Source organism: Bacteroides sp. OF03-11BH, assembly GCF_003604005.1.
Taxonomy (GTDB): domain Bacteria; phylum Bacteroidota; class Bacteroidia; order Bacteroidales; family Bacteroidaceae; genus Bacteroides; species Bacteroides ovatus.
Window position 1 is genome coordinate 79,422 of sequence record NZ_QTMW01000002.1, and the last position, 24,404, is coordinate 103,825.

Genomic DNA, 24,404 nt, shown 5'->3' on the forward strand with positions numbered 1-24,404 from the left:
TGTTTAAAACCTCTTCTTTTGCCGGTACAAAACCAATTTCATTTTACTACATGAAGTCAATCATACTACTTTTTTCATTCTTTATATCTCTTTCTTTTTTCGCTTGTGTAGACGATTCATCGTCCATAGGAGCGAAATGGGTACAAAGTTCATTCCTCAACGAACAGATGGATACTTGTACGGTATTACTTAGTACAGTATTAAGCGACTCCATAGCCACTTCGGGAGATACGGTTTGCCAGATAGGATACCGTGACGACAACTTATGGGGGAAAATTACCGCCTCTTTTTACGCAGAGTATGAAGTACCTTCCTATTCTTTTGATGAAAACATCCAATATGAGTTCGACTCGATCACCATACGCCTGTATTCTTCGGGCAATTACCTGGGAGATACACTAAAAACCCAACGCATTCATCTGCATGAACTGACAAAGAATATAGAACTGGACGATAGAGGGTACCTATACAACACTACTACTGCCTATTACAACGAAACTCCACTGGCATCTTTCGACTTTCGTCCTACTCCGGGCTCACCGAGCGAAGAACTGGAAATACGATTGCCGGATGCATGGGGAGAAGAATGGTTCAACTTGATGCTGAATGATGGCCGATGGGTGCAATCCCAGGATTTCTTCCATGATTATTTCAAGGGAATTGCTTTTATACCCGATGCAAATGACGCTTGTATCAGCGGATTTCAAGTCAACGACTCCAGTATGTGCATCACGGTCTACTATCACCAGATTACGGAAACACTGAACGAAAAAACACTGGTTTTCAATACAAGCAACACACTGACTTACAACAAAATAGAGCAAGACCGCTCAAACATCCCGATAGCCAACCTGCAAAGTGGGGACGGCAATGAATACTCTTCCGGAAAAAGCGAGCATCAGGTCTACCTGCAGGGAATGACAGGTATGTATGTCACCATCGACTTCCCACATTTAAATAATCTCTGCGAAAAAGGAGAGCTTGTGACTATCGAGAGCGCAACGTTACAGTTATATCCGGTAAAAGGAACTTATGACGGCATGTACCCGTTGCCCAAAAGCCTGGCTCTCTACACCGCCAACAATGAAAATGTGACGCAAAGTGTAATCACCGACCTCACCGGGAGTTCCGTACAAAGCGGAAATCTAGTAGTCGACGAGATGTCTTATGAGGAGACTTATTACTCTTTTGACATCACCTCTTTCCTGCAAACAAACCTGGGAACTACCGGATATGATCGTCAGAAACTACAATTATTTCTTCCGGACAACTTGTTCTATACCACACTTCAAGGCGTTATTTTCGGCGACGGAGAACATACCGCCAATAAAAAGAATACCAAACTTATCATACTTTACAAAACTTATCAACAATGAAAAAGATTTTGTTTTGCCTTCTGGCATTCTATACTCCTGTCTCTATAGTTATTGCACAAAATACAACGAACTCCCCTACTTCCATGTTCGGACTGGGAGAACTTTCTACCGGGGAAGGCGGGCAATATGCCGGACTGGGCGGCACAGGCATTGCATTGCGAGGAAATAATTTCCTTAACAATGCCAATCCGGCTTCACTCACAGAGTTGACCGAACAACGCTTCCAGATCGATGCCGGTATCATGGGAGCATACCAGATTTATTCACAACGAGGAGCAAGTAACCGTTCCGTCACCGGAAATCTGAATAACCTAAGTATCGGCTGCCGGATTATGCCACGCTGGTATGGAGCAATTTTCATGGCTCCCGTCAGCAGTGTGGGATATGCCATCACGCTGGATGAAGAAGTGGCAGGCACCAATGGAGGTACTATCTCTTCTCTCTTTCAGGGTGAAGGAGGACTTTCCAAGATGGGTATCAGCACGGCTTACCTTTTCGGAAAAAGATTTTCTGTCGGCACCAATCTTTCTTATGTGACGGGGACCATCACACAAACGGAGACGCAAGGTACTGCCACAGAAGAAACCAGCTCCTACAAACATACTTTTTATGCGGATTTCGGTGTACAGTATAAATGGGCTATAGACCGCGAACGTTCTTTCGTTGCCGGTGCCGTATATGGTTACTCGCAGGATTTTAAGCAGGATAATAACTTATACGTTAGTAGCAGTTCGGGAGGAGATGATATTGAAAAAAGCCTGAAACGCTATCGCCAATGTCTTCCTCAATTCTTTGGGCTCGGAGCTTCCTACAACACTCTACGTTGGATGGCAACCATCGACTACAAATATGTGGACTGGAGCCGGATGCAATCTTCCCAATCCAATGTCAGTTTTGAGAATCAACACCGGTTATCAGTCGGTGGAAGATATACATTGGGCAATGTCTATCGTAATCCGGTCAGCATCCTATTGGGAACAGGTATTAATAATTCCTATATCGTCATTCAAAAGAAAAAGGCAACCGAATATTACGTCAGTACCGGACTTAACTTCGGATTGCGCAATAACAACGTCCTTTCTATCGGATTGAAATATAAAGGCCAGATGAAAATTCCTAACGGTATGCAAAAAGAAAACAGCCTTTCCCTGTTCCTGAATATTACTTTCTCCGAGCGAACTTACCGCGCCAAGATACAATAAAATGTCATTAAACGGAAGTCATTAAGATAGCTGTCCATTTGAAAAAAGAGAAAACTTTGTGAAACTCTGTGTTACTCTGTGGTGAAACTTTCCTATATTTGTAGCCAAAACAATTTAATATTAATTTCATAGGAATGAAAAAGACAATCCTTATTGCTGCTTTAGGCCTGTTCAGCCTAAGTGTTATGGCACAAGATGCAAAACCTGAAGAAGGTTTTGTTTTCACGACAGTGAAAGAAAATCCGATAACTTCTATCAAGAACCAAAATCGTTCGAGTACTTGCTGGAGTTTCTCAACTCTCGGATTTGTTGAATCAGAACTACTTCGTTTAGGTAAAGGTGAATACGACCTGTCTGAAATGTTTGTTGTACACAAAACGATGCAGGATCGCGGAGTAAACTATGTACGTTATCACGGTGACAGTTCTTTCTCTCCGGGTGGAAGTTTTTATGATGTAATGTATTGCATCAAGAATTATGGTATCGTTCCGCAAGAAGTGATGCCGGGTATTATGTATGGTGATACGCTGCCGGTACATAATGAGCTGGATGCTGTTGCTTCCGGTTATATCAATGCGATTGCAAAAGGTAAATTAAGCAAACTGACTCCGGTATGGAAAAACGGACTAAGTGCCATTTATGACACTTACCTAGGAGCATGTCCGGAGAAGTTCACCTACAAAGGCAAAGAATATACTCCGAAGACTTTTGCCGAATCACTGGGATTGAACTATAACGACTATGTATCACTGACTTCTTATACACACCATCCGTTCTATTCTCAATTCGCCATCGAAATTCAGGATAACTGGCGTAATGGTCTGTCTTACAACCTGCCTATCGAAGAACTGATGGCTGTTATGGACAATGCTGTAAAGAAAGGCTATACCTTTGCATGGGGTAGCGATGTCAGCGAACAAGGATTCTCACGTGACGGTATCGCCGTAATGCCAGATGCAGCCAAAGAATCTGAACTGTCCGGTTCAGACATGGCCCGTTGGACAGGATTGACTGCCGCCGACAAACGCAGAGAACTATTCACCAAACCTTTCCCTGAAAAGGATATTACCCAGGAAATGCGTCAAGTTGCTTTTGACAACTGGGAAACAACAGACGACCACGGAATGGTAATCTACGGCATCGCTAAAGACCAGAACGGAAAAGAATACTTCATGGTGAAAAACTCTTGGGGTAAATCAGGCAAATATGATGGTATCTGGTATGCTTCCAAAGCATTCGTTGCCTACAAGACAATGAATATCCTGGTGCATAAAGATGCACTTCCTAAAGAAATTGCCAAAAAACTGGGAATTAAATAATTATTTAAGAAAGGCTTAATTTCCCAATGTATTCCGTAAATTTCTCCTTATAATTATCACCGACAGGAATATAAGTATTCTTATCAAAGATAATGCGAAGACGGGAAACTTCGGTAATCTTGCGAAGATTGACAATATAAGAACGGTGGACCCGCATGAAATGCGTGGGAAGCCGTTCTTCCATTTTCTGGAGGCTGGCAAGCGTTATTACAGGCTTGTCCTCTCCTTCCACAAAGATACGCACATACTCACTCATCCCCTCAATATAGCGGATATTCTTCACATCGATGCGAACCACTCTGTAATCGCTCTTCACGAATAATGAATCTCCTTTTATCTGCGAAGCATTTCCTATTTCACCCTGTTGTTCCAACAAACGATATTCAAATTGCCTGCGGGCTTTATCCGCCGCTTTCAATAAATCCTGGAACTCAAACGGTTTCAGCAGATAATCTATGGCATCCAGTTTGAAACCCTCTACCGCATATTCAGAATAAGCAGTAGTGAAAATCACCAACGGACGGTTCACCAAAGAACGTATGAAATCCAATCCGTTCAAATCGGGCATATTAATATCCACAAAGATCAAATCAACCTCCTCTTCGGACAATATCTTCATTGCCTCGAACGCATCCTGGCATGACTTTACCAAAGACAAAAAAGGTACCTGGGATATATAATCCGACAACTGCGTCAATGCTAACGGCTCATCATCTATTGCTATACATTTCATTCTAATAAAGGTATAATAAGTAAGACATCAAATTTATGTTCCTCTTCGGTAATGGAAAGCGTATAATCATTGCCAAATAAAAGCCTCAACCGCTTACGGATATTCTCGAGTCCGATGCCATGATGCTGTTCGTCAGCCGAACCATTATTGCTGTTGGAACAACGGAATGAAAGCCGGTTGCCCTCATCCAACTGCATCAAGACATGAATAAAAGACTCGCTCCGATAACTGACTCCATGCTTAAAAGCATTTTCCACAAAAGAGACAAAAAGCAAAGGAGGAATCTGCACTTCGGGCACTTCGGCCGGAAAATCCATCTGAATAGATACTTTGTTGGTATAGCGCAAACTCATCAGGGCAATGTAATTTTTAAGAAACTGAACCTCACGTGAAAGCAAAATCGTTTTATTACTCGCTTCATAAAGCACATAACGCATCAGTTTAGAAAGTTCCACAATCGTACTTTTCGCTTTCCCCGTATCAATATCCACCAACGCATGAATATTATTGAGCGTATTCATGAAGAAATGAGGATTAATCTGATATTTCAAATACTGCAGTTCCGACTGCAAACGTTGATGTTCCAGTTCCTTCAGCATTTCTTCATCACGGAAAGATTTAAAGAAAAGTTTGATGGCGATATTGAACCCTACCATCAAAAAGGCAATGATGAAATGAATAAGATAGCGGAGCACAAAAGGAGGATAAGGAAAAGGAGTCGGTTTTGGAAATCTTCCGGGACCATTTGGATCTCCCATTCCCCTAGGACGTTGTTCGGGATTGGATTCATGCCAATGCACATCCCCTTCCTCCCTCGCCTTTTCTCTCGTCTTAATAATCTGGTCCCTCCGGTTCTCCTTCATACGAAGAGGCAACTCTCCTCGCTTGAAATCTTTGGGGAAATGATTGGCAGAAGGAAACGGAGAAAGCCAACAAATCATTCCTATTACAAAAATCAACGAAACAGTATATTGCCAGTACCTTTTCTTAAAAAGAAAATAGGGAACCAGCCCATAATTATTCAACAGGAAAAGCACAAAAAAAGGAAGGATACTCAACCATGATTCGCGGATCACCATACGGGTTTCCTCCCGTTCAAGTCCTCCACTCATGGCAAAGTATCCGCCTATCAGCGGAAGAAGAAATATTACGATCCAGATAGCTCCGTAAATACTCTGCTCTAGCACGTGTTGTTTACGCAGTCTTTTCATGCCTCATTGCTTCTGATTATCGAAACAAAGATAAAACCGAACCTGTTTTATCACAAATAGAATCGACCAAAGAACGGATTTCGACGGTAAACTGCTGTTTACCATCCCCATCCGCCAGGGCCATGTCCGCCGCCTCCACCACCGGGCTGGCCACCGCCGGAAGTGCTGCCAACTTGTGTCACCATCGAACTGGCGGTAAACGTTGCTGCCTGTGTGCCACCGGAATAAGTGGCTCCCGTATATAATCCGAAGAACTCGGAACCACCGGAAACCGCCCCTCCTTTTGAGATGATATAACTACCGCCCGAAGTCAGATTCGGACTGCTGAACAATACCGTCATTTGAGAATAAGCACGGGGAATCTGATAAGTCAGTACATTGGTTCCGTCGGCTGACTGGATATTCAGTATTTCTCCGTTACTTCCCGAACCACCATAGATCACACTGCGTTGCGTACATACACTTGATGTAGGTGTACTTGTTCCTCCTCCAATACCCAGAACAATCCCCCCGGTAATCTTAAAGGTATTCTGATCGCAATCGAATCCGTCTTCGGGAGAAGTAGTACCCGAAGATACGATCACTCCCCCCGTAATGGTCAGCGTACCATTAGAATCAATGCCGTCATTTCCGGAACTATAACAATAAATATTGCCACCATTAAGAACAATGCTGTTGCTTGCATTCATACAGTCATCGTAACAAAGGGCGGCAACCGTACCCTCATTGACAGTCAACACACTTTTACTCTCGATACCTTCACTGCCTTTCCCACCGGTAGCCTTCACAAGCACCGTTCCTCCATTGATTGTCAACGCACCGTTCGCTTTGATTCCTTTTGCCGACGAGTCGAGCTTGCCATACACACACTGCGTACCGGTAGTTATCACTTTCACCGTGCCGTCATTGATGGTAATCGAACCGTCACAGTTGATACCTTTACCGGCTCCACCTGTACTCTGTATGGCGATCTCCCCTCCTGTAATCAGGATATTTCCGTCACATTTAATTCCTGCACACGAACTCAAATCATTGTCTTCATAAAGTGCGGTTTGAGAAGTGAATGCAGTCAGCTTTCCTCCGGAGATGGTCAGGTTACCATCACAGGATATTCCTTTGGAGGCTGCTCCCGCCACTTGTGCCTGAATAGCACCGCCACTGATTACCACATCCAGACAAGATTTCAACCCATGCGCTTTATTGTCCGTTGTAGAGAGTTTGGCAAATCCTCCGGTCATCGTAATTCCTCCCTCTTCACACTGAATAGCATCGCCGTCAGAAGATATATTCAGTATTCCGCCGCCGATAATCACAGATTCATTAGTATGGATTCCGTCTTTTTTGGCCGAAGCTACCGTAATATTACACCCGCTACGGAAACGCACATAATCATCGCTTGTGATGGCATGTTTATAATTTCCGGTAACTGTAAGCGAACCACCACCACTAAAAATAAGCTGTCCCTCACTGAACAGGCAGGCTTTCATATCCTCTCCATCAGTAGTTGCCGTATAAGAAGAACCATCTGTCAACACATTCGTTGTTCCGTCTGCACATACCACGAACACACGTTTGGAAGACTGGATATTAATGGCAGCACCTACCGGATTGAGTATAGACACCCCTGCCAGTGATAATTTGAATTTCTTTTCGCTATATACCTTGAACGAGCCATTCGTAGTAGTCCCGCTCAACACATATTCTACTCCGCTGACTGTAGAATTAACCACGACATGCGCCCCATTGGAAGACACTTCCACTCCTGAAACACCATTGCTTACCGCAGCAGTCGTTCCATTATAGATAATCGTCACCACAGAGGCGAATTGGGAGTTCTCTATAAAATCATCATCGGAAGTAACCGTTTCCGACATGCTTCCATACGCCGTTTTATCACTTTCATCAAAAGCGATTGTAAATCCCAATAAATCTTCCGATCCCTCGGGAATCGTCGGGTTGGGCTGACTGCTTCCTCCACCTCCCGAACCTCCGACCAATATTCCTTCCTGATCGCCGAAATCGAATGATTCCGTCGTACAGTTCACCAACAACAGCAATAAAAGCGGTATCCAAAACAACACAATCCTTTTCATAATTTCTTGTTTTATCTATTAAAACTTAAATGAATATCCTGCAGACGCTTTCAGCCAACGAAACATCTTATAGGAAACACCTGCCGAACCCGACCAGCATTCCACCGTCTGCAATCCGTCCCTTGTACGAAATTCACCTTCCAGAGAAGCATCGAAACCGGAGAATATCTTTTTCTTCACTTCCAGAAAAGTCAGACCGGAAGAGACATATGTCCTTACACGGATCTTCTCACGGATCACTCTTCCGTTTTGATGAGCCAGATACATGGTGTAATCGGGAGTGTCGAGATAGGTAGTGTGATAAGCTATATTTCGCTCCCCCTGCACCTCTTGCACACGATAACAATTACTTGCCCGTTGCAATACGTCCATCAGGGCAGAGAGCGAAACGATATACTTCGTGTCCGTACGGTTCATCAAACGGATGGTACTCATCTCTTCCAAAGAAATGGAGGAGAAAGCGGAAAGTGCGGTGGTTACATTACATGCCTCGTTCATATTCATAAGGGATTAGAGTAGCAAGTGTTACAATACTGTAACAAATGTATGACAGAGAAGCAGAAAAAGGAAAAAAAATCAATGAACGGGGGATTCTTATCGGTGAATCGACTGTATTACAGCAATAAACTGTTCTGTTCTATTCTTAAGATTCTATTATTCAACAGTGGCTATGAATCGAATCAAATAGAAAATAAAATGCATAATCTAGTGCAAGAATATGCATATCACGCCCCTTATTATGCATAAATAAAGGGTAAACAGACCGTTTTTCATTGTATGAAAACGTCCGTTCTTTAAATGCAAGGTATCCTTGGTCGGTGAGGAACGCCTCCTTGCTCACCGACCAAGCTACCGTTCATCGGTGAGGAAGGAGGCGTTGATTGAAATAAGAGTCGTTTCCAAGCTATGTCACTTCTAACTTCGTTAATTTTCAATATAACAAATAGCTATAACATCAGAAAAAAAATATTGATTTATTTCGAATCTGGTAGCAAACAAATACAAACAGCAAGGATTTACTATCAAATCACTGTCTTTTGGGAGAATCCAAAAAGACATTTAAGCTCCTATTTATTTGCTATCCTCATATAGGTTCTAATTAAAGCAAAGAAAATGTATAAAACATCCTATTTTTATGTATAACCCTATTTTAAGCAAACATAGATTTATTTCTTGTAATATTCCAGCGGATTCCTCTTCACTTTTTTACGGAAGTATTTATTGAAAGTTGTAAAGATGAATATTACATTCTAAACTTTCCGCAAGAGTCAGAAATAGAGAAGAAAAAAAATGAACGGTTTCTCACCTGTGAAAAATAGGAGGAAAACCATTTGCTTTTTTAGAGACCTCTTCATTCTCTTTTTACAGCCATTCTTAAAAGAAGAACAATCGATATTAAAAATAGAACACATTTATTTTTTCATTTTAGGTACTTTTACCGCATACGATTAAAAATAGAACATTAAAATAAAAAAACAGACCTTGACAATAAAGAATTGTTAGTCGAACTTTGCAAAGTTTTATTAAATACGCAATAAAAACAAAAAGCAAAATGAGAAACTTACGAAAACTATCTTATGTCGCTTGCGCAGTATTTTTCTTTACATCATGCGAAGAAACTTACAATGACAAGCTATTTTGGCCAGGAGAAATTAGTCAGGAATATGGCTCGTATATTAAACCATATACGCTAGACCTAACCTACAGCGGAGAGAAATTAATTGGAAAAACTGTCAGCTTCAAGACAGAAGATAGCGAAACGGGAACACTGACGCTGAATAATATAATCCCGGGAGAAAAGGAAACTCCTATCAGTCGCATCCAACTTTATGAGAATGAAAAGAAAGGATATTATACTTTCAGCGGGACCAATATCACAATGGGAGGAGCTACGGTGAAATATGAAGGAATAATAACTCCGAAAAACATGCAACTATCACTGAACGTAACAATGGCTTATGCCAACTCCATTGCAAACACATATACATTTCCTGCATACTCCCACACAACAGATGGAGAAAGTATCATCCGTAATAGCGGAGCCAGCTACGTGAATATTACTACAAAAGCAGGAGGAGAATCTCTCCAGCCGGTGATTTTACAAATACAGCAAATGGCAACTAATATATTAGATGTGATTTTTCCTTATGTATTGAAGGATATTACATTTGAGAAAAATGGAATTGTCACTGCCAGCTATACTACGAGCCCTGTAGACATGAATGAAATTATGGAAGTTGCCAATTCGGGCAAAACTGACGCTGAATTCAAAAGTCTGATCAACAAACGCACTTATGAGTCATCTCCCAAAGGATTGGCCTACTGGAATCAAACAGGCAACAAAGCATTTGTCGTACAACTAAATATCCCTGCCATTGTGTCTCTCATAGCACAAAACAACGGAAAGCAAATTGACTATCAGCTTATCGCAGGAATCAGTGAAGCACTTCTAAAATCTGACCCGGCACGTTTAAAATTAACGTTAAGTGCCATCAATATGATTTTAAACAATGAAATAATCACCTATATTCTTCAATTGGATGATGATACTTTTGCAACTCTGCTCACATGGATGAAAGACGGAATACCAATGGGCATCAACTCAACAAAAGAACATACTTATATCTATTTCAACAAAGAAACTCTCATGCCGTTCATCAGCATCATCGGTAGTTTGCTGGAAACAAATTTAATTGAAGTTGCAGCCCTTTTCGATAAAATGGAAATCGGTATTGACCTCACAGCTAAGAAATAATTCATTTTAATTATCTAATATAAAAAAACAATGAAAAAAATATCTATCCTATTAATAAGCTGCCTTGCCGTAGCGTCTGCATTTTTAACTTCTTGTGATAATGATCACTACGGACCAGAGCCTATAGATGTAACAGCCAATTATTCAAATAAACTATCAAACCCCAATCCGAATCTAATTCTTACCTATAATGGTGAAACAATGATCGGAAAATCAGTAGACTTTAGCACTGTAACAGGAGAAACCGCTATTATTAACTTATATGATATTTTACCAGGAGAAAAAGAAGTAAAAATTATGTCTATCCCCCTTTCTGGAGATGGGCAAGGATATTCTTTTTCAGGAAATAGTATGGGAAATGAGACTTTAAGCTCTTTTAGATACGAAGGACGCGTAATAAAAGGACAGTTAACATTAAATATATCCAATATCAAAATGGGCAATGCAGAATTATGGGCAAATACTTATAAACTACCCACAGTTATTAATGGCATCAAAACGATTGTAGTTGGAGACATGTGGGGAGAAGAATATACATGGCAAGATGTTGACGGACAAGTACTAAATGCATCATGCTATTTTTATGCAGACATAGAAGCTTCAGAAAGTGGAGCCACAACTCAAACATGGGGTAGTGCCATTCAAAACATATTAAGTTATATTTTGCCACAAGTTCTACAAGAAATTACTTTAGGAGCGGACGGGAATGTAACGGCTTCTTATTCAAATGAACCATTGACAGGAGTAGACATGGATATCATTTTTGGATTTCTAGAAAATCCATTAACACAGGATATGATTACTCCTAACATTGTTAACCGTAATTATATTCCATCTCCAAAAAGATTTGCTAATTGGTTCCAAAAAGACGGTAAGTTAATATTAAAATTAAACTTAGCTAATATTATTGCCTCAATATCCAGCGGCAATCAATATATGGATGTCAATATAACCAATGCTATCATTGAAGCTATATCCCAAATGGATGCTATGAAAGTGAAAGAATTGCTAACCACGCTCAATCAAAGTCTAAAAAATGAAACACTTGGATTCCTGCTCAATGTCAATGACACTTCTTTCAAAGCTATTTTCAATTGGTTAACTACCGGAATCCCGATGCAAGTTATTTCAAAAGATGGACATACTTTTATTTACTTAGACAAAGAAGGTTTTACTCCCATAGCCAAATTACTACCAGATCTTAGTCCGCTAATAGTCAGTCTGCTTCCAGAAGATATGCAATCACTGGGAGGAATCATCTCTATATTTTTGAACGGTATATCAGACGCTTTTCTATCACCTGAAAAAATAGAATTTGGTTTGGAAATTGTTCCAAATAAATAAAACAAAAAACAATGAAGAAATTATATATCCTAACAATCCTGTTATGCCTTAGCGGTTTCGGAAGCATCTTTGCCCAAACCCTGAAAGGACATATATATGATGCCAAGACCAATGAGCCATTGGTCGGAGCCACCGTCACCTACAAACTTCATGGTAATCAGGGAGTAGTATCTAACATTAACGGAGAATATGAAATCAAACTTCCCGAAGGTGGAGTTGACCTTGTATTCAGCTATGTTGGCTATGATGATGTCTTGATGCCCATCGTTATCAACAAGCGTGAAGTAGTCACCAAAGACGTTTACATGAAAGAAAGCACCAAGCTGCTGGAAGAAGTCGTAGTCAGTGCCGGACGCTTTGAACAGAAGTTGAGTGATGTCACTGTCTCCATGGACGTTGTTAAATCCGGAGATATTGCCCGTCAGGCACCCACGGATATTTCTTCCACTCTCCGCACACTTCCCGGTGTAGACATTGTAGACAAACAACCTTCTATGCGCGGAGGTAGCGGATGGACTTACGGAGTAGGTGCACGCAGCCAAATTCTTGTGGACGGAATGAGCACACTGAATCCGAAAACAGGAGAAATCAACTGGAACACTGTTCCTTTAGAGAACGTAGAACAGGTGGAAGTGATTAAAGGAGCATCTTCCGTACTATATGGCTCATCAGCTTTGAATGGTATTATCAATATCCGTACCGCACGTCCGGGACTGACACCGAAAACACGATTCAGCGCCTATATCGGTGTATATGGTGATGCGGAAAACGACGAATACCAATGGAGCGACAAGAGTTTCTGGAAAGATGATAAATATTCTGTTAAACCGATCCTGCGCGGAAGTCTTCTTAGCGGTATACGGAATCCTATTTACGAAGGATTCGACCTCTCCCATTCCCGCCGTATCGGTAATTTCGATGTCAGCGGAGGAATCAATCTTTTCACTGATGAAGGATACCGCCAACAGGGATACAACAAACGTTTCCGTATGGGAGGGAGCCTCACTTATCATCAGCCCGATATGGGAATGAAACTGTTGAACTATGGTTTCAATGTCGATTTCCTTTCCAATCAATACGGCGACTTCTTCATCTGGCGTTCACCAACGGAAGTGTACAAACCGTCTCCTTTCACCAACATGGGACGTGAAGAGAATAATTTCCATATCGATCCGTTCATCAACTATGTGAATCCGGAAAACGGTACGTCACATAAGATTAAAGGACGTTTCTATTACAGCGCCGACAATATCGTACGCCCTACCCAAGGAACTTCCATCACTGATATTCTGGGAAATATGGGAACTGATGCCAAAACGATACAGAATATAGCCGGTGGCGATTACAGTTCACTCTATCCTGCATTGGTAGGTATCGGTTCCGGACTTGTCAACGGTAATCTGGAAGATGCCATGAACGGAGTGTTCACCTCATTAGGCAATATTTTCCCGAATGCGACGACTGCCGATTATTGCGATCTGATCTCCTGGGTAATGGACAACGGAGTGCCGAGTGACTTGGGAGGACTTGCGAACGGACAGTTACCGAGTGATCTGATTCCGTGGTTATCAAATGTTATCAATCCGTCACGAAACACTCCCAAAACACAGACTGATAAGAACTTCGATTACTATCTCGACTACCAGTTCAATAAGAAATGGGAAGGTGGTGCACAAATCACTACCGGAGTAACCCTGGAACATATCCGCTATGACTCCGCTGTAATGGATGAGGTATACAAAAGTGATAATGTAGCTGCTTTCCTTCAGTACGATCAGCGCTTTTGGGATCGTTTGAGTGTGTCTGCCGGTGTACGTGCCGAATATTATCGGGTGAATAATCATCACCGTGAAGCCGAAACCAAAATTTTCGGAACCAAGGTTCCGTTCCGTCCGGTCTTCCGTGCAGGGTTAAATTATCAGCTGGCTGATTACAGTTTTATCCGTGCCAGCTTCGGACAGGGTTATCGTAATCCGTCTATCAATGAAAAATACCTGCGCAAGGATATTGGTGGGGTTGGCGTCTATCCTAATCTGGACATCAAACCGGAGAAAGGATTTAATGCGGAATTAGGAATTAAGCAAGGATATAAGGTCGGCAATTTCCAGGGTTTTGTGGATGTTGCAGGATTCTATACACAGTATAAAGACATGGTTGAATTCCAGTTCGGACTGTTCAACAATGCCAATTACACAATGATTAATAGCATAGGCGATGCATTTCAGATGCTGACAGATGGCAAAGGTTTCGGCATCGGAGCCCAGTTCCACAATGTATCGAAAGCCCAGATTTACGGAGTAGAAATTTCAACGAACGGCGTGTATAATTTCAATAAGAATACGAAGTTGTTCTATAACTTAGGATATGTATACACGGAGCCACGCGATGCTGACTATCAGGAACGTAATGCAGTAGAGGGGCTTTATACCGATCCTCTTCAGATGAAAGAGAAATCGAACACAGGTAAGTATCTTAAATATCGCCCGAAGCACAGCTTTAAAGCTACAGTAGATTTCCAGTGGAAACGTATCAATGTCGGTGCCAATGTAGCATGGAAGAGCAAAATTCTGGCAGTTGACTATCTGATGTTGGACGAACGCGAGAAACAGCAGAAAGACCTGATGGATTATGTACGTGGCATCCTTTTCGGTTATTCAAAAGGAGAAACACTGGCTACTTACTGGAAAAAACATAATACAGACTATGCTACTGTCGACGTACGCTTCGGAGTAAAAGCCACAAAAGAAGTAGCTTTCCAGTTTATGGTGAACAACCTGTTGAATAAAGAATACAGCTACCGCCCAATGGCAGTTGCCGCCCCACGTACTTTCGTGCTGAAAATGGACGTCACTTTCTAACTAACTTTCAAGATTCACTATTACTTAAGAAACGGCTGCTCAATACAGCCGTTTTCTTTTTTCTCCTCATCTGTCATCATTTATCTATATATTGTGTATCTTTATCCCCCGAAAACAAGAAGAAATAACCGATAAAATGAAAAAACGAATCCTACTTATTGTCATCCTGTTTTGTACAGCCTTTGCACAGGCACAAGAAGTTTTTGTAACTGCTGATTTTGTAAGCAGTTATATCTGGCGCGGTATAGATAGCGGTAATGCAAGTGTGCAGCCTTCACTCGGCCTCAACTGGAAAGGACTGACTGTTTACGCATGGGGCTCTACCGAATTTCGCGAAAAGAACAATGAAATAGATTTATCACTAGAGTACGAATACAAAAACCTGACTCTTTACGCCAATAACTATTTTACCCAGACAGAAGAGGAACCTTTTAAATACTTCAATTACAGTTCGCACTCTACCGGGCACACTTTCGAGGTAGGAGCCGGCTATATGCTTAGCGAAAAGTTCCCATTGTCAGTAAGCTGGTACACGACCTTTGCCGGAAACGATTACCGGGAAAACGGGAAACGTGCCTGGTCCAGTTACTGCGAGTTGAGTTACCCGTTCAGCGTGAAGGATGTAAATATGAATATCGAAGCAGGTTTCACTCCTTGGGAAAGTATGTACTCCGACAAATTCAATGTAGTCAATATCGGATTATCTGCAACAAAAGATATTAAAATAACGTCCAATTTCTCTTTACCCATCTTCGGAAAGCTAATAGCCAACCCTTATGAAGAGCAACTTTATTTTGTAGTTGGAATTACATTGTAGATGATTCTTACATTCAATTATTAACTAATAAACACCCCCATGAAAAAACACTTTCTTATCTTCGCAACAGGTCTTTTTCTACTAAGTGCCTGTAATTCGGTAAAAGCACCGGAAGCTATCTTACCCATTCCCGAAGCCAAACAGGTGGAATGGCAAAAAATGGAAACGTATGCGTTTGTACACTTCGGACTTAACACATTCAACGACCGTGAATGGGGATATGGAGACTCCGATCCTAAAACATTCAACCCTACCCGTCTGGACTGTGAGCAATGGGTACAGACATTTGTCAAATCCGGCATGAAAGGAGTGATCCTGACAGCGAAACATCACGATGGATTCTGTCTGTGGCCTACGCAACTGACAGAGTACTGTATCCGCAACACTCCGTACAAAGACGGAAAAGGAGACATTGTCCGCGAACTGTCGGATGCCTGCAAAAAGTATGGCATTAAATTCGCAGTCTATCTCTCGCCCTGGGACAGGCATCAGGCCAATTATGGTTCTCCCGAATATGTAGAATACTTCTATAAACAACTCAACGAACTGCTGACCAACTACGGTGACGTATTTGAAATCTGGTTTGATGGTGCCAACGGTGGAGACGGCTGGTATGGCGGAGCAAAAGACAGCCGTACAATCGACCGCAAGACTTATTATAACTATCCGCGAGCTTACAAGATGATTGATGAGTTACAGCCACAAGCTGTTATCTTCTCGGATGGAGGTCCGGGCTGTCGTTGGGTAGGCAACGAACACGGATTTGCCGGAGCTACTAACTGGTCTTTTCTTCGTGCAGGAGAAGTTTATCCGGGCTATCCCAAGTATCGTGAACTGCAATATGGTCATGCCGATGGTAACCTATGGGTAGCTGCCGAGTGTGATGTTTCCATCCGTCCGGGATGGTTTTATCATCCGGAAGAAGACGACCGTGTGAAAACAGTAGACGAACTGACTGATTTATATTACCGCAGCGTAGGACATAACGCAACGCTATTATTAAACTTCCCGGTAGACCGTGACGGATTGATTCACCCTACTGACTCTGTCAATGCCGTAAACTTCCACCAGAATGTACAAAAACAACTGGCACACAATCTGCTGGCGGGACTCTCTCCCAAAGCATCGGACGAACGTGGAAGAACATTCTCCGCCAAAGCTGTGACCGACGGTGATTATGATACTTATTGGGCTACCAATGATGATGTCACTTCAGCCACTATCGAATTCGATTTACCTCAGGCAGAAAAGATCAACCGTATGATGTTGCAGGAATATATTCCTCTCGGACAACGTGTCAAATCATTCGTTGTAGAATATAACCAGGCAGGCGAATGGCTCCCAGTAAAGCTCAATGAGGAGACTACCACTATCGGATATAAACGGCTCCTTCGTTTCGAAACAATCACTACGGATAAGATTCGTGTCCGCTTCACGGATTCACGGGCTTGTCTCTGTATTAATAACATTGAAGCATATTATGCAGGAGAGACTTCGGATACATACACAGCAAAAGCTGCAGAACTGAAAAGTTACCCGTTCACTCTTGTTGGAGTAGATGTAGAGGAAGCACAGAAAGGCATGGATAAAAACGACCAGACCACCTGTTTCATCAATGGAAATACACTATTGATTGACTTGGGAGAAGAACGAACGATTACCTCATTCCACTATCTCCCCGACCAAAGTGAATATAATAAAGGGTTGATCGCAGCCTACGAAATATCTGTAGGTACGGACAGTAATGCGGTCAACCAGATAGTAGCCAAAGATGAATTTTCCAATATAAAGAGCAATCCGATTTTGCAATCGGTTTACTTTACTCCGGTCAAGGCTCGCTACATTCAGTTGAAAGCAACACGGATGATACATGACGGTGAACCGATGGGGTTAGCTGAAATTGGGATACAATAATAGATGATATGGTACAAAAAACAGGAATTATTGTGCAGAAGAAAAACTATACTCTCCGTACCTGGCAAACCGAAGATGTAGCATCATTAGCCCAATATCTCAATAACAAGAATATTTGGGATAACTGTCGTGACGGTCTCCCCTATCCTTATAGCCAGGAGGATGCTAACGTTTTTCTCTCTATGGTACAAGCGAAAGAAAACATTCAAGATTTCTGCATTGAGGTAAACGGAGAAGCAGTCGGAAGTATCGGTTTTGTACCCGCTACGGATGTAGAACGTTTTAGTACAGAAGTAGGCTACTGGATTGGAGAACCTTTCTGGAACCAGGGAATCGTTACTGACGCCCTGAAAGAAGCCATCAACTATTATTTCGAACACACTGATAAGGTACGTGTATTCGCAGTCGTATTTGAGCATAACTCCCCATCCATGCGGGTATTAGAGAAAGTGGGATTCACGAAAGTAGGAATTATGCAAAAGGCTATTTTCAAGAATGATAATTTCACGAATGCACATTATTACGAACTTATCAAATAATCCGGAATTCATCAACAGTCTGCCGGACAATCCGGCAGACTGCCCATAAACGCTTTGTCAACCCTGAATTAAATCTATAAAAACCCTCCTCTTTTGCTCAAAAATCTTAAACCTGTGCATTTTTTACTCGGATTTCTTGTCAGAACCAAGCGTTTGAGTAAATTTGCACGCTGATAGTTAACCGGATAGTTTGGATAGCAAGATATTACTACTTGACTACTGGCTGCTAACTTGTAGAAATACTAATACTAAAATTTATAGCATGAGTTTGAAAATTGTTGTATTGGCAAAACAAGTTCCTGACACACGTAATGTTGGGAAAGATGCCATGAAAGCCGACGGGACGATTAACCGCGCGGCACTTCCCGCTATCTTCAACCCCGAAGACCTGAATGCTCTCGAGCAAGCTCTTCGACTGAAAGATGCTCATCCAGGCTCTACCGTAACCATCCTGACCATGGGACCGGGACGGGCAGCCGACATTATTCGTGAAGGACTTTTCCGTGGCGCAGATAACGGTTACTTGCTGACCGACCGTGCTTTCGCTGGTGCAGATACACTGGCTACGTCTTACGCACTGGCTACTGCCATCCGCAAAATCGGTGATTGCGACATTATCATTGGTGGTCGTCAGGCTATCGACGGTGACACGGCACAAGTAGGTCCGCAGGTAGCAGAGAAGCTAGGATTGACGCAAATCACATACGCAGAAGAAATTCTGGAAGTGGGCGATGGTAAAATCAAGGTGAAACGTCATATCGACGGTGGTGTAGAAACTGTAGAGGGTCCGCTGCCTATCGTGATTACCGTAAACGGTTCTGCCGCTCCTTGCCGTCCGCGCAATGCGAAACTGGTTCAGAAATACAAACACGCCAAAACAGTTACCGAAAAACAACAAGGTAACCTTGATTATACCGATTTGTATGACAAGCGTGATTATTTGAATCTGGTAGAATGGAGTGTAGCCGACGTAAACGGTGACCTTGCACAATGCGGTCTGTCCGGTTCGCCGACAAAAGTGAAAGCCATCCAGAACATCGTGTTCCAGGCTAAAGAGAGCAAAACCATCAGCGGTAGCGACCGTGACGTGGAAGACCTGATTGTTGAACTATTAGCTAACCACACCATCGGATAATCATGAATAACTTATTTGTATATTGCGAAATAGAAGAAGGTAACGTTGCAGACGTTAGCCTCGAACTTCTAACCAAAGGTCGTTCGTTAGCCAACCAGTTGAACTGTCAGCTCGAAGCTGTAGTTGCCGGAAGCGGCCTCAAAGATATTGAAAAACAAATCCTTCCTTACGGAGTAGATAAACTTCACGTTTTCGACGGTGAAGGCCTTTACCCTTATACATCACTTCCTCACACAGCTATCCTGGTAAACCTCTTCAAAGAAGAGCAACCGCAAATCTGTTTGATGGGTGCTACCGTTATCGGTCGTGACCTCGGTCCGCGCGTTTCTTCTGCTCTGACCAGCGGATTGACTGCCGACTGTACTTCACTTGAAATCGGTGACCACGAAGACAAAAAAGAAGGTAAGACTTATAAGAACCTGTTATATCAAATCCGTCCGGCATTCGGTGGTAACATCGTTGCTACGATTGTGAACCCGGAACACCGCCCGCAGATGGCAACCGTTCGCGAAGGTGTGATGAAGAAAGAAATCCTCTCTCCGACTTATCAGGGAGAAGTAATCCGTCACGACGTGAAAAAGTATGTAGCCGACACGGACTATGTAGTGAAAGTCATCGAACGCCATGTAGAAAAGGCAAAGAACAACCTGAAAGGTTCTCCGATCATCATAGCCGGTGGTTACGGTGTAGGTTCGAAAGAAAACTTCAACCTATTGTTCGACCTCGCTAAAGAACTTCACGCAGAAGTAGGTGCCAGCCGTGCTGCTGTTGACGCTGGTTTCGCAGACCATGATCGTCAGATCGGTCAGACTGGTGTTACGGTTCGTCCAAAACTCTACATCGCTTGCGGTATCTCCGGACAGATTCAGCATATCGCCGGTATGCAGGAAAGTGGTATCATCATCTCCATTAACAACGATCCGGATGCTCCGATCAATACGATTGCCGATTACGTAATCAACGGAAGTATCGAAGAAGTTGTGCCGAAGATGATTAAGTATTATAAACAAAATAGCAAGTAAGGAAAGATGGCTAATTATTATACAGACATACCGGAACTCAAGTTTCACTTGAACAATCCGATGATGAAACGTATTTGCGAACTCAAAGAACGCAATTACAGAGATAAAGATGAATTCGACTACGCTCCGCTGGACTTCGAAGATGCTGTAGACTCTTACGACAAAGTATTGGAGATTACAGGAGAAATCACAGGAGAAATCATTGCTGCTAACGCAGAAGGTGTAGACGAAGAAGGTCCTCACTGTGCTAACGGTCGCGTAGAATATGCTTCCGGAACCAAACAGAACCTGGACGCTATGGTGAAAGCCGGCCTGAACGGTATGACCATGCCACGCAGATTCGGCGGTTTGAACTTCCCGATCACTCCGTACACCATGTGTGCAGAAATCGTGGCTGCTGCCGACGCCGGTTTCGGAAATATCTGGTCTTTGCAGGACTGTATTGAAACACTGTACGAATTCGGTAACGCTGACCAACACAGCCGTTTCATTCCTCGCGTATGCCAAGGTGAAACGATGTCTATGGACTTGACCGAACCGGATGCAGGTTCCGACTTACAGGCAGTTATGCTGAAAGCAACTTATAGCGAAAAAGACGGTTGCTGGTTGCTGAACGGTGTAAAACGTTTTATTACAAACGGTGATGCTAATCTTCACTTGGTATTGGCTCGTTCGGAAGAAGGTACAAGAGACGGTCGTGGTCTTTCTATGTTCATCTATGACAAGAATGAGGGTGGTGTGAACGTACGTCGTATCGAAAACAAACTCGGTATCCACGGTTCTCCTACTTGCGAACTGGTGTACAAGAATGCTAAAGCTGAACTTTGCGGTGACCGCAAACTCGGTTTGATTAAATACGTTATGGCTTTAATGAACGGTGCCCGTCTGGGTATTGCTGCGCAGTCCGTAGGATTGAGCCAAGCTGCTTACAATGAGGGATTGGCTTATGCTAAAGACCGTAAGCAATTCGGTAAAGCAATCATCGAATTCCCGGCAGTATACGATATGCTGGCTATCATGAAAGGTAAGTTGGATGCCGGACGTGCTTTGCTGTATCAAACAGCTCGCTACGTAGACATTTACAAAGCATTGGATGATATTTCCCGCGAACGTAAACTGACTCCGGAAGAACGTCAGGAACAGAAAAAATACGCCAAACTAGCAGACAGCTTTACTCCGCTGGCTAAGGGTATGAACTCTGAATATGCTAACCAGAACGCTTATGACTGTATCCAGATTCACGGTGGTTCAGGATTCATGATGGAATATGCTTGCCAACGCATCTATCGCGACGCACGTATCACCAGCATCTACGAAGGAACTACCCAGTTGCAGACTGTAGCCGCTATCCGTTACGTGACTAATGGTTCTTACATCGCTACTATCCGCGAGTTTGAGGCCATTCCTTGTTCACCGGAAATGGAACCGCTGATGTCTCGCCTGAAGAAGATGGCTGACAAATTTGAAGCAAGTACCAACGCTGTGAAAGAAGTACAGGATCAGGAATTGCTTGACTTCACCGCTCGCAAACTGGTGGAAATGGCTGCTGATATTATCATGTGTCACTTACTGATTCAAGATGCCAGCAAGTCTTCTGAACTGTTCTCCAAATCTGCACACGTATATTTGAACTATGCAGAAGCGGAAGTAGAAAAGCATACAAATTTCATCGAAAACTTCGACAAAGAAGATTTGGCTTTCTACAAAAAGTAACAAATAATCGACTAAATCTGATAAAAGCATCCTTTCTTACGAAATGGATGCTTTTTTTATTTGTCACATTCTATTATTTTCCATTATTATTCTATACATTTGTCAGTGAGATAAGTAATTTTTTAATTGATGAATGTAGATAGAGATAGAAATATGGCACTCAAACCTTCATATAATGACAAACTGTATTTGCCAGGTTTATCAAACACGGAAATCCTTATATTGGCTCTCGAAGCCTCTCAAAAACTTGAGTGGAATATCGAGGAAGTAACTCCGGAAGGAATCCGGTTTGAAGTCCCGTTCAGTATACGCTCCCATGGAGAGGCAATAACCTTTACCATAGAAAAGGGAAGTGACGGGGAAGTATCCGTTCGCAGTCAGTCTTCTTCCGTACAATTTGTTGATTATGGAAAGAACAGAAAAAATATCCAGAAGTTACGGGAAACAATGGAAGAAATAAAAGCCTCACTCACTCCGGAAGAACTAGCCCAAAGGGCCAAAGATTTCGAAGAAGAGTTCAACCGCCCGCTCACAGAAGAAGAAAAAGCCTACATAGAGGAAGAAAAGAAGAGGAACTCTTTCCTGTCTTTCTTCATTCCCCGCAAAGGATTTATAGCAACTCCCATCCTGATAGACATCAATATTCTTGTATTCATTGTAATGATTGCTTCCGGAGTGGGTATTATGTCTCCTTCCACTCTGTCACTACTGAAATGGGGAGCCGACTTCGGACCGCTGACTCTGACCGGTGACTGGTGGCGCACAGTGACTTGCAACTTCATACATATCGGAGCTTTCCATCTCCTGATGAACATGTATGCTTTCATGTATGTAGGACTTCTGTTGGAAGAACTGATAGGAGGACGCCGTATGTTCGTTTCATACCTGCTAACCGGATTATGTTCGGCTGCATTCAGCCTGTATATGCACGGTGAGACAATCAGCGCCGGAGCTTCCGGATCTATCTTCGGACTTTACGGTATATTCCTTGCATTCCTCCTCTTTCATCGCATCGCCAAAGAACAACGAAAGGCATTGTTAACCAGCATCCTCATTTTTGTGGGGTATAATCTGGTTTACGGGATGAAAGCCGGCATTGATAATGCCGCCCATATTGGCGGGTTGTTAAGCGGGTTTGTTCTGGGAATTATATACGTGGTCGGCTACAAGTTCGAGAAACCCGATGCACAGCGGACTGTCTCCATCATCGGGGAGCTTGGTATATTCTGTATATTCCTGTTCAGCTTCATGATCCTGTGCAAAAACGTTCCTCCTCTTTACCCGGAGATACGCAATGAATGGGAAAGCGGCATTGTGGAAGCCTATCTGAATGGTGAACTGGAAGAGGAAAACGAGAACAGTAATCATTCCGCTGTGAATGCTACGGACAATCTTTCCAGCAGGAAAGTTCCGGCATATACGCCTGTCGGCAATGACGATACGTGGCTATCTTATTATGATGCAGCCACCAAATTCAGTTGCCAGTATCCTACCAACTGGATAAAAATAGCAGGAGCAAAAGGAATTATTGATGGTGCGGAACCTCCATTACTCATGCTGGTCAACGGAGGGAATCAATTAACGATTACCGCCCTCACCTACGACACGCAGAAGGAGTTTGAACACATGAAAGAGTTATCACTCACTCTCCCAAGAAATGCACAAGGGGAACCGTCAGAAGATTACCAACTAAGCAATGTCAACATCAACGGACTCCCCATGACAAAGATCACGAATCCCCTGCACATCGGGGCTCCTGATGAACCGGGAGAGGATGTAAAACAAATAGCGTTGCATTACTTTCAAGAGAGCAAGAAACGATCTTTTGCTATTGTCATGCTTGTCTATGACGAAGAAGCTGAAACCGATCTGAATGCCATTACATCAAGTATCCAGATCACCCAATAAAGAGAATATGAGAGTATATATCCAAATCAAACAGTTAGGAAAGCGAAAGTGCAGTATCGAAAAGATTCCTATCGATTTTCCTGTTCCGCCTGTCAATGTACAGGGGTTGATCGAAGCCATCGTCAGTTGGCAAGTCTGCGAATACAATGAACGCTTGCAACAGAGCGAAGTGCTGAAATACCTCACACAGGAAGAAGTGGAAAATAAAACAGCTTCCGGCAAAGTAGGGTTTGCAGTAAACTATAATGGCAAACCTGCCGCAGAAGTCGAAGCCATCACCAATGCTTTGCAATCCTATGAGGACGGAATTTTCCGTATCTTCATGGATGATACGGAAACCGGAGACCTATCCTCTCCCATCCAACTTAAAGAAGAATCTACCTTAACCTTCATCCGGCTCGCTATGCTGTCGGGAAGATTATGGTAATCATTATCCTATAAAACACATTTAAAACGAAAAGAATC

At 42.7% G+C, this 24,404-nt stretch carries 17 protein-coding genes and 1 pseudogene; 14 read left to right on the plus strand and 4 right to left on the minus strand.

Annotation, left to right across the window (positions count from 1 at the left end):
* The first annotated feature begins 50 nt into the window (after positions 1-50).
* From DXA54_RS02035 to DXA54_RS02045, 3 genes are all read left to right on the plus strand, one after another.
* Positions 51-1,376: a DUF4270 family protein gene (locus tag DXA54_RS02035; protein ID WP_004301005.1), complete on the plus strand. Its 1,326-nt coding sequence runs from the start codon at positions 51-53 to the stop codon at positions 1,374-1,376.
* Positions 1,373-2,578: a hypothetical protein gene (locus DXA54_RS02040; RefSeq protein ID WP_004307127.1), complete on the plus strand. Its 1,206-nt coding sequence runs from the start codon at positions 1,373-1,375 to the stop codon at positions 2,576-2,578. Before DXA54_RS02035 ends, DXA54_RS02040 begins: the two co-directional genes overlap by 4 nt.
* Positions 2,579-2,712: 134 nt before the next feature.
* The gene (locus DXA54_RS02045; RefSeq protein ID WP_004301007.1) at positions 2,713-3,897 is read left to right on the plus strand and encodes an aminopeptidase C; all 1,185 of its coding nucleotides are present in this window, start codon (positions 2,713-2,715) and stop codon (positions 3,895-3,897) included.
* A 4-nt stretch (positions 3,898-3,901) separates the two neighbouring features.
* Here the strand turns inward: DXA54_RS02045 and DXA54_RS02050 are convergent, their stop codons facing one another.
* The 4 genes and pseudogenes from DXA54_RS02050 to DXA54_RS02065 all read right to left on the minus strand — a co-directional run.
* A complete protein-coding gene (locus DXA54_RS02050) occupies positions 3,902-4,630 on the minus strand; it encodes a LytR/AlgR family response regulator transcription factor (protein WP_120078883.1) in 729 nt (242 codons plus the stop codon).
* The gene (locus tag DXA54_RS02055; RefSeq protein ID WP_004301009.1) at positions 4,627-5,841 is read right to left on the minus strand and encodes a sensor histidine kinase; all 1,215 of its coding nucleotides are present in this window, start codon (positions 5,839-5,841) and stop codon (positions 4,627-4,629) included. Before DXA54_RS02055 ends, DXA54_RS02050 begins: the two co-directional genes overlap by 4 nt.
* Before the next feature lie 98 nt (positions 5,842-5,939).
* Positions 5,940-7,934, minus strand: a complete 1,995-nt coding sequence (locus tag DXA54_RS02060) for a carbohydrate-binding domain-containing protein (protein WP_120078884.1) — start codon at positions 7,932-7,934, stop codon at positions 5,940-5,942.
* Positions 7,935-8,102: 168 nt separating this feature from the next.
* Positions 8,103-8,432: pseudogene (locus DXA54_RS02065) on the minus strand (VTC domain-containing protein); the annotation flags it as partial.
* Between the two features lie 1,054 nt (positions 8,433-9,486).
* On the opposite strand from DXA54_RS02065, the gene DXA54_RS02080 reads away from it, so the two are divergent.
* The 11 genes from DXA54_RS02080 (at position 9,487) to DXA54_RS02130 (ending at position 24,366) form a co-directional block, all read left to right on the plus strand.
* A complete protein-coding gene (locus DXA54_RS02080; protein ID WP_004311756.1) occupies positions 9,487-10,689 on the plus strand; it encodes a DUF4925 domain-containing protein in 1,203 nt (400 codons plus the stop codon).
* A 30-nt stretch (positions 10,690-10,719) separates the two neighbouring features.
* Positions 10,720-12,033, plus strand: a complete 1,314-nt coding sequence (locus tag DXA54_RS02085) for a DUF4925 domain-containing protein (protein ID WP_120078885.1) — start codon at positions 10,720-10,722, stop codon at positions 12,031-12,033.
* 11 nt (positions 12,034-12,044) lie between these two features.
* Positions 12,045-14,891 (plus strand): TonB-dependent receptor, encoded by a 2,847-nt coding sequence (locus DXA54_RS02090; RefSeq protein WP_120078886.1) that lies wholly within the window; start codon positions 12,045-12,047, stop codon positions 14,889-14,891.
* Between the two features lie 136 nt (positions 14,892-15,027).
* Positions 15,028-15,708, plus strand: coding sequence for a hypothetical protein (locus DXA54_RS02095; protein ID WP_120078887.1), 681 nt, complete (start codon positions 15,028-15,030; stop codon positions 15,706-15,708).
* Between the two features lie 39 nt (positions 15,709-15,747).
* Complete coding sequence (locus DXA54_RS02100) at positions 15,748-17,622, plus strand: alpha-L-fucosidase (protein WP_120078888.1); 1,875 nt, start codon at positions 15,748-15,750, stop codon at positions 17,620-17,622.
* Between the two features lie 8 nt (positions 17,623-17,630).
* Positions 17,631-18,161 carry a GNAT family N-acetyltransferase gene (locus DXA54_RS02105; RefSeq protein ID WP_004301027.1) on the plus strand — a complete coding sequence of 177 codons (531 nt, stop codon included), beginning with the start codon at positions 17,631-17,633 and terminating at the stop codon, positions 18,159-18,161.
* A gap of 262 nt (positions 18,162-18,423) precedes the next feature.
* Complete coding sequence (locus DXA54_RS02110) at positions 18,424-19,296, plus strand: electron transfer flavoprotein subunit beta/FixA family protein (RefSeq protein ID WP_004301028.1); 873 nt, start codon at positions 18,424-18,426, stop codon at positions 19,294-19,296.
* Positions 19,297-19,298: 2 nt separating this feature from the next.
* Positions 19,299-20,318 carry an electron transfer flavoprotein subunit alpha/FixB family protein gene (locus DXA54_RS02115; protein WP_004301029.1) on the plus strand — a complete coding sequence of 340 codons (1,020 nt, stop codon included), beginning with the start codon at positions 19,299-19,301 and terminating at the stop codon, positions 20,316-20,318.
* A 6-nt stretch (positions 20,319-20,324) separates the two neighbouring features.
* Positions 20,325-22,031, plus strand: a complete 1,707-nt coding sequence (locus tag DXA54_RS02120) for an acyl-CoA dehydrogenase family protein (RefSeq protein WP_004301030.1) — start codon at positions 20,325-20,327, stop codon at positions 22,029-22,031.
* Positions 22,032-22,184: 153 nt separating this feature from the next.
* Positions 22,185-23,939, plus strand: a complete 1,755-nt coding sequence (locus DXA54_RS02125) for a rhomboid family intramembrane serine protease (protein WP_117514598.1) — start codon at positions 22,185-22,187, stop codon at positions 23,937-23,939.
* Positions 23,940-23,946: 7 nt separating this feature from the next.
* Positions 23,947-24,366 carry a hypothetical protein gene (locus DXA54_RS02130; RefSeq protein ID WP_004301032.1) on the plus strand — a complete coding sequence of 140 codons (420 nt, stop codon included), beginning with the start codon at positions 23,947-23,949 and terminating at the stop codon, positions 24,364-24,366.
* Positions 24,367-24,404: the final 38 nt, after the last annotated feature.

Coding starts and splice junctions, on each gene's coding strand:
- DXA54_RS02035 (WP_004301005.1), top strand. CDS start 51: ATGAAGTCAATCATACTACTTTTTTCATTCTTTATATCTCTTTCTTTT.
- DXA54_RS02090 (WP_120078886.1), top strand. CDS start 12,045: ATGAAGAAATTATATATCCTAACAATCCTGTTATGCCTTAGCGGTTTC.
- DXA54_RS02045 (WP_004301007.1), top strand. CDS start 2,713: ATGAAAAAGACAATCCTTATTGCTGCTTTAGGCCTGTTCAGCCTAAGT.
- DXA54_RS02055 (WP_004301009.1), bottom strand. CDS start 5,841: ATGAAAAGACTGCGTAAACAACACGTGCTAGAGCAGAGTATTTACGGA.
- DXA54_RS02085 (WP_120078885.1), top strand. CDS start 10,720: ATGAAAAAAATATCTATCCTATTAATAAGCTGCCTTGCCGTAGCGTCT.
- DXA54_RS02100 (WP_120078888.1), top strand. CDS start 15,748: ATGAAAAAACACTTTCTTATCTTCGCAACAGGTCTTTTTCTACTAAGT.
- DXA54_RS02115 (WP_004301029.1), top strand. CDS start 19,299: ATGAATAACTTATTTGTATATTGCGAAATAGAAGAAGGTAACGTTGCA.
- DXA54_RS02060 (WP_120078884.1), bottom strand. CDS start 7,934: ATGAAAAGGATTGTGTTGTTTTGGATACCGCTTTTATTGCTGTTGTTG.
- DXA54_RS02040 (WP_004307127.1), top strand. CDS start 1,373: ATGAAAAAGATTTTGTTTTGCCTTCTGGCATTCTATACTCCTGTCTCT.
- DXA54_RS02130 (WP_004301032.1), top strand. CDS start 23,947: ATGAGAGTATATATCCAAATCAAACAGTTAGGAAAGCGAAAGTGCAGT.
- DXA54_RS02110 (WP_004301028.1), top strand. CDS start 18,424: ATGAGTTTGAAAATTGTTGTATTGGCAAAACAAGTTCCTGACACACGT.
- DXA54_RS02080 (WP_004311756.1), top strand. CDS start 9,487: ATGAGAAACTTACGAAAACTATCTTATGTCGCTTGCGCAGTATTTTTC.
- DXA54_RS02120 (WP_004301030.1), top strand. CDS start 20,325: ATGGCTAATTATTATACAGACATACCGGAACTCAAGTTTCACTTGAAC.
- DXA54_RS02125 (WP_117514598.1), top strand. CDS start 22,185: ATGGCACTCAAACCTTCATATAATGACAAACTGTATTTGCCAGGTTTA.
- DXA54_RS02050 (WP_120078883.1), bottom strand. CDS start 4,630: ATGAAATGTATAGCAATAGATGATGAGCCGTTAGCATTGACGCAGTTG.
- DXA54_RS02095 (WP_120078887.1), top strand. CDS start 15,028: ATGAAAAAACGAATCCTACTTATTGTCATCCTGTTTTGTACAGCCTTT.
- DXA54_RS02105 (WP_004301027.1), top strand. CDS start 17,631: ATGGTACAAAAAACAGGAATTATTGTGCAGAAGAAAAACTATACTCTC.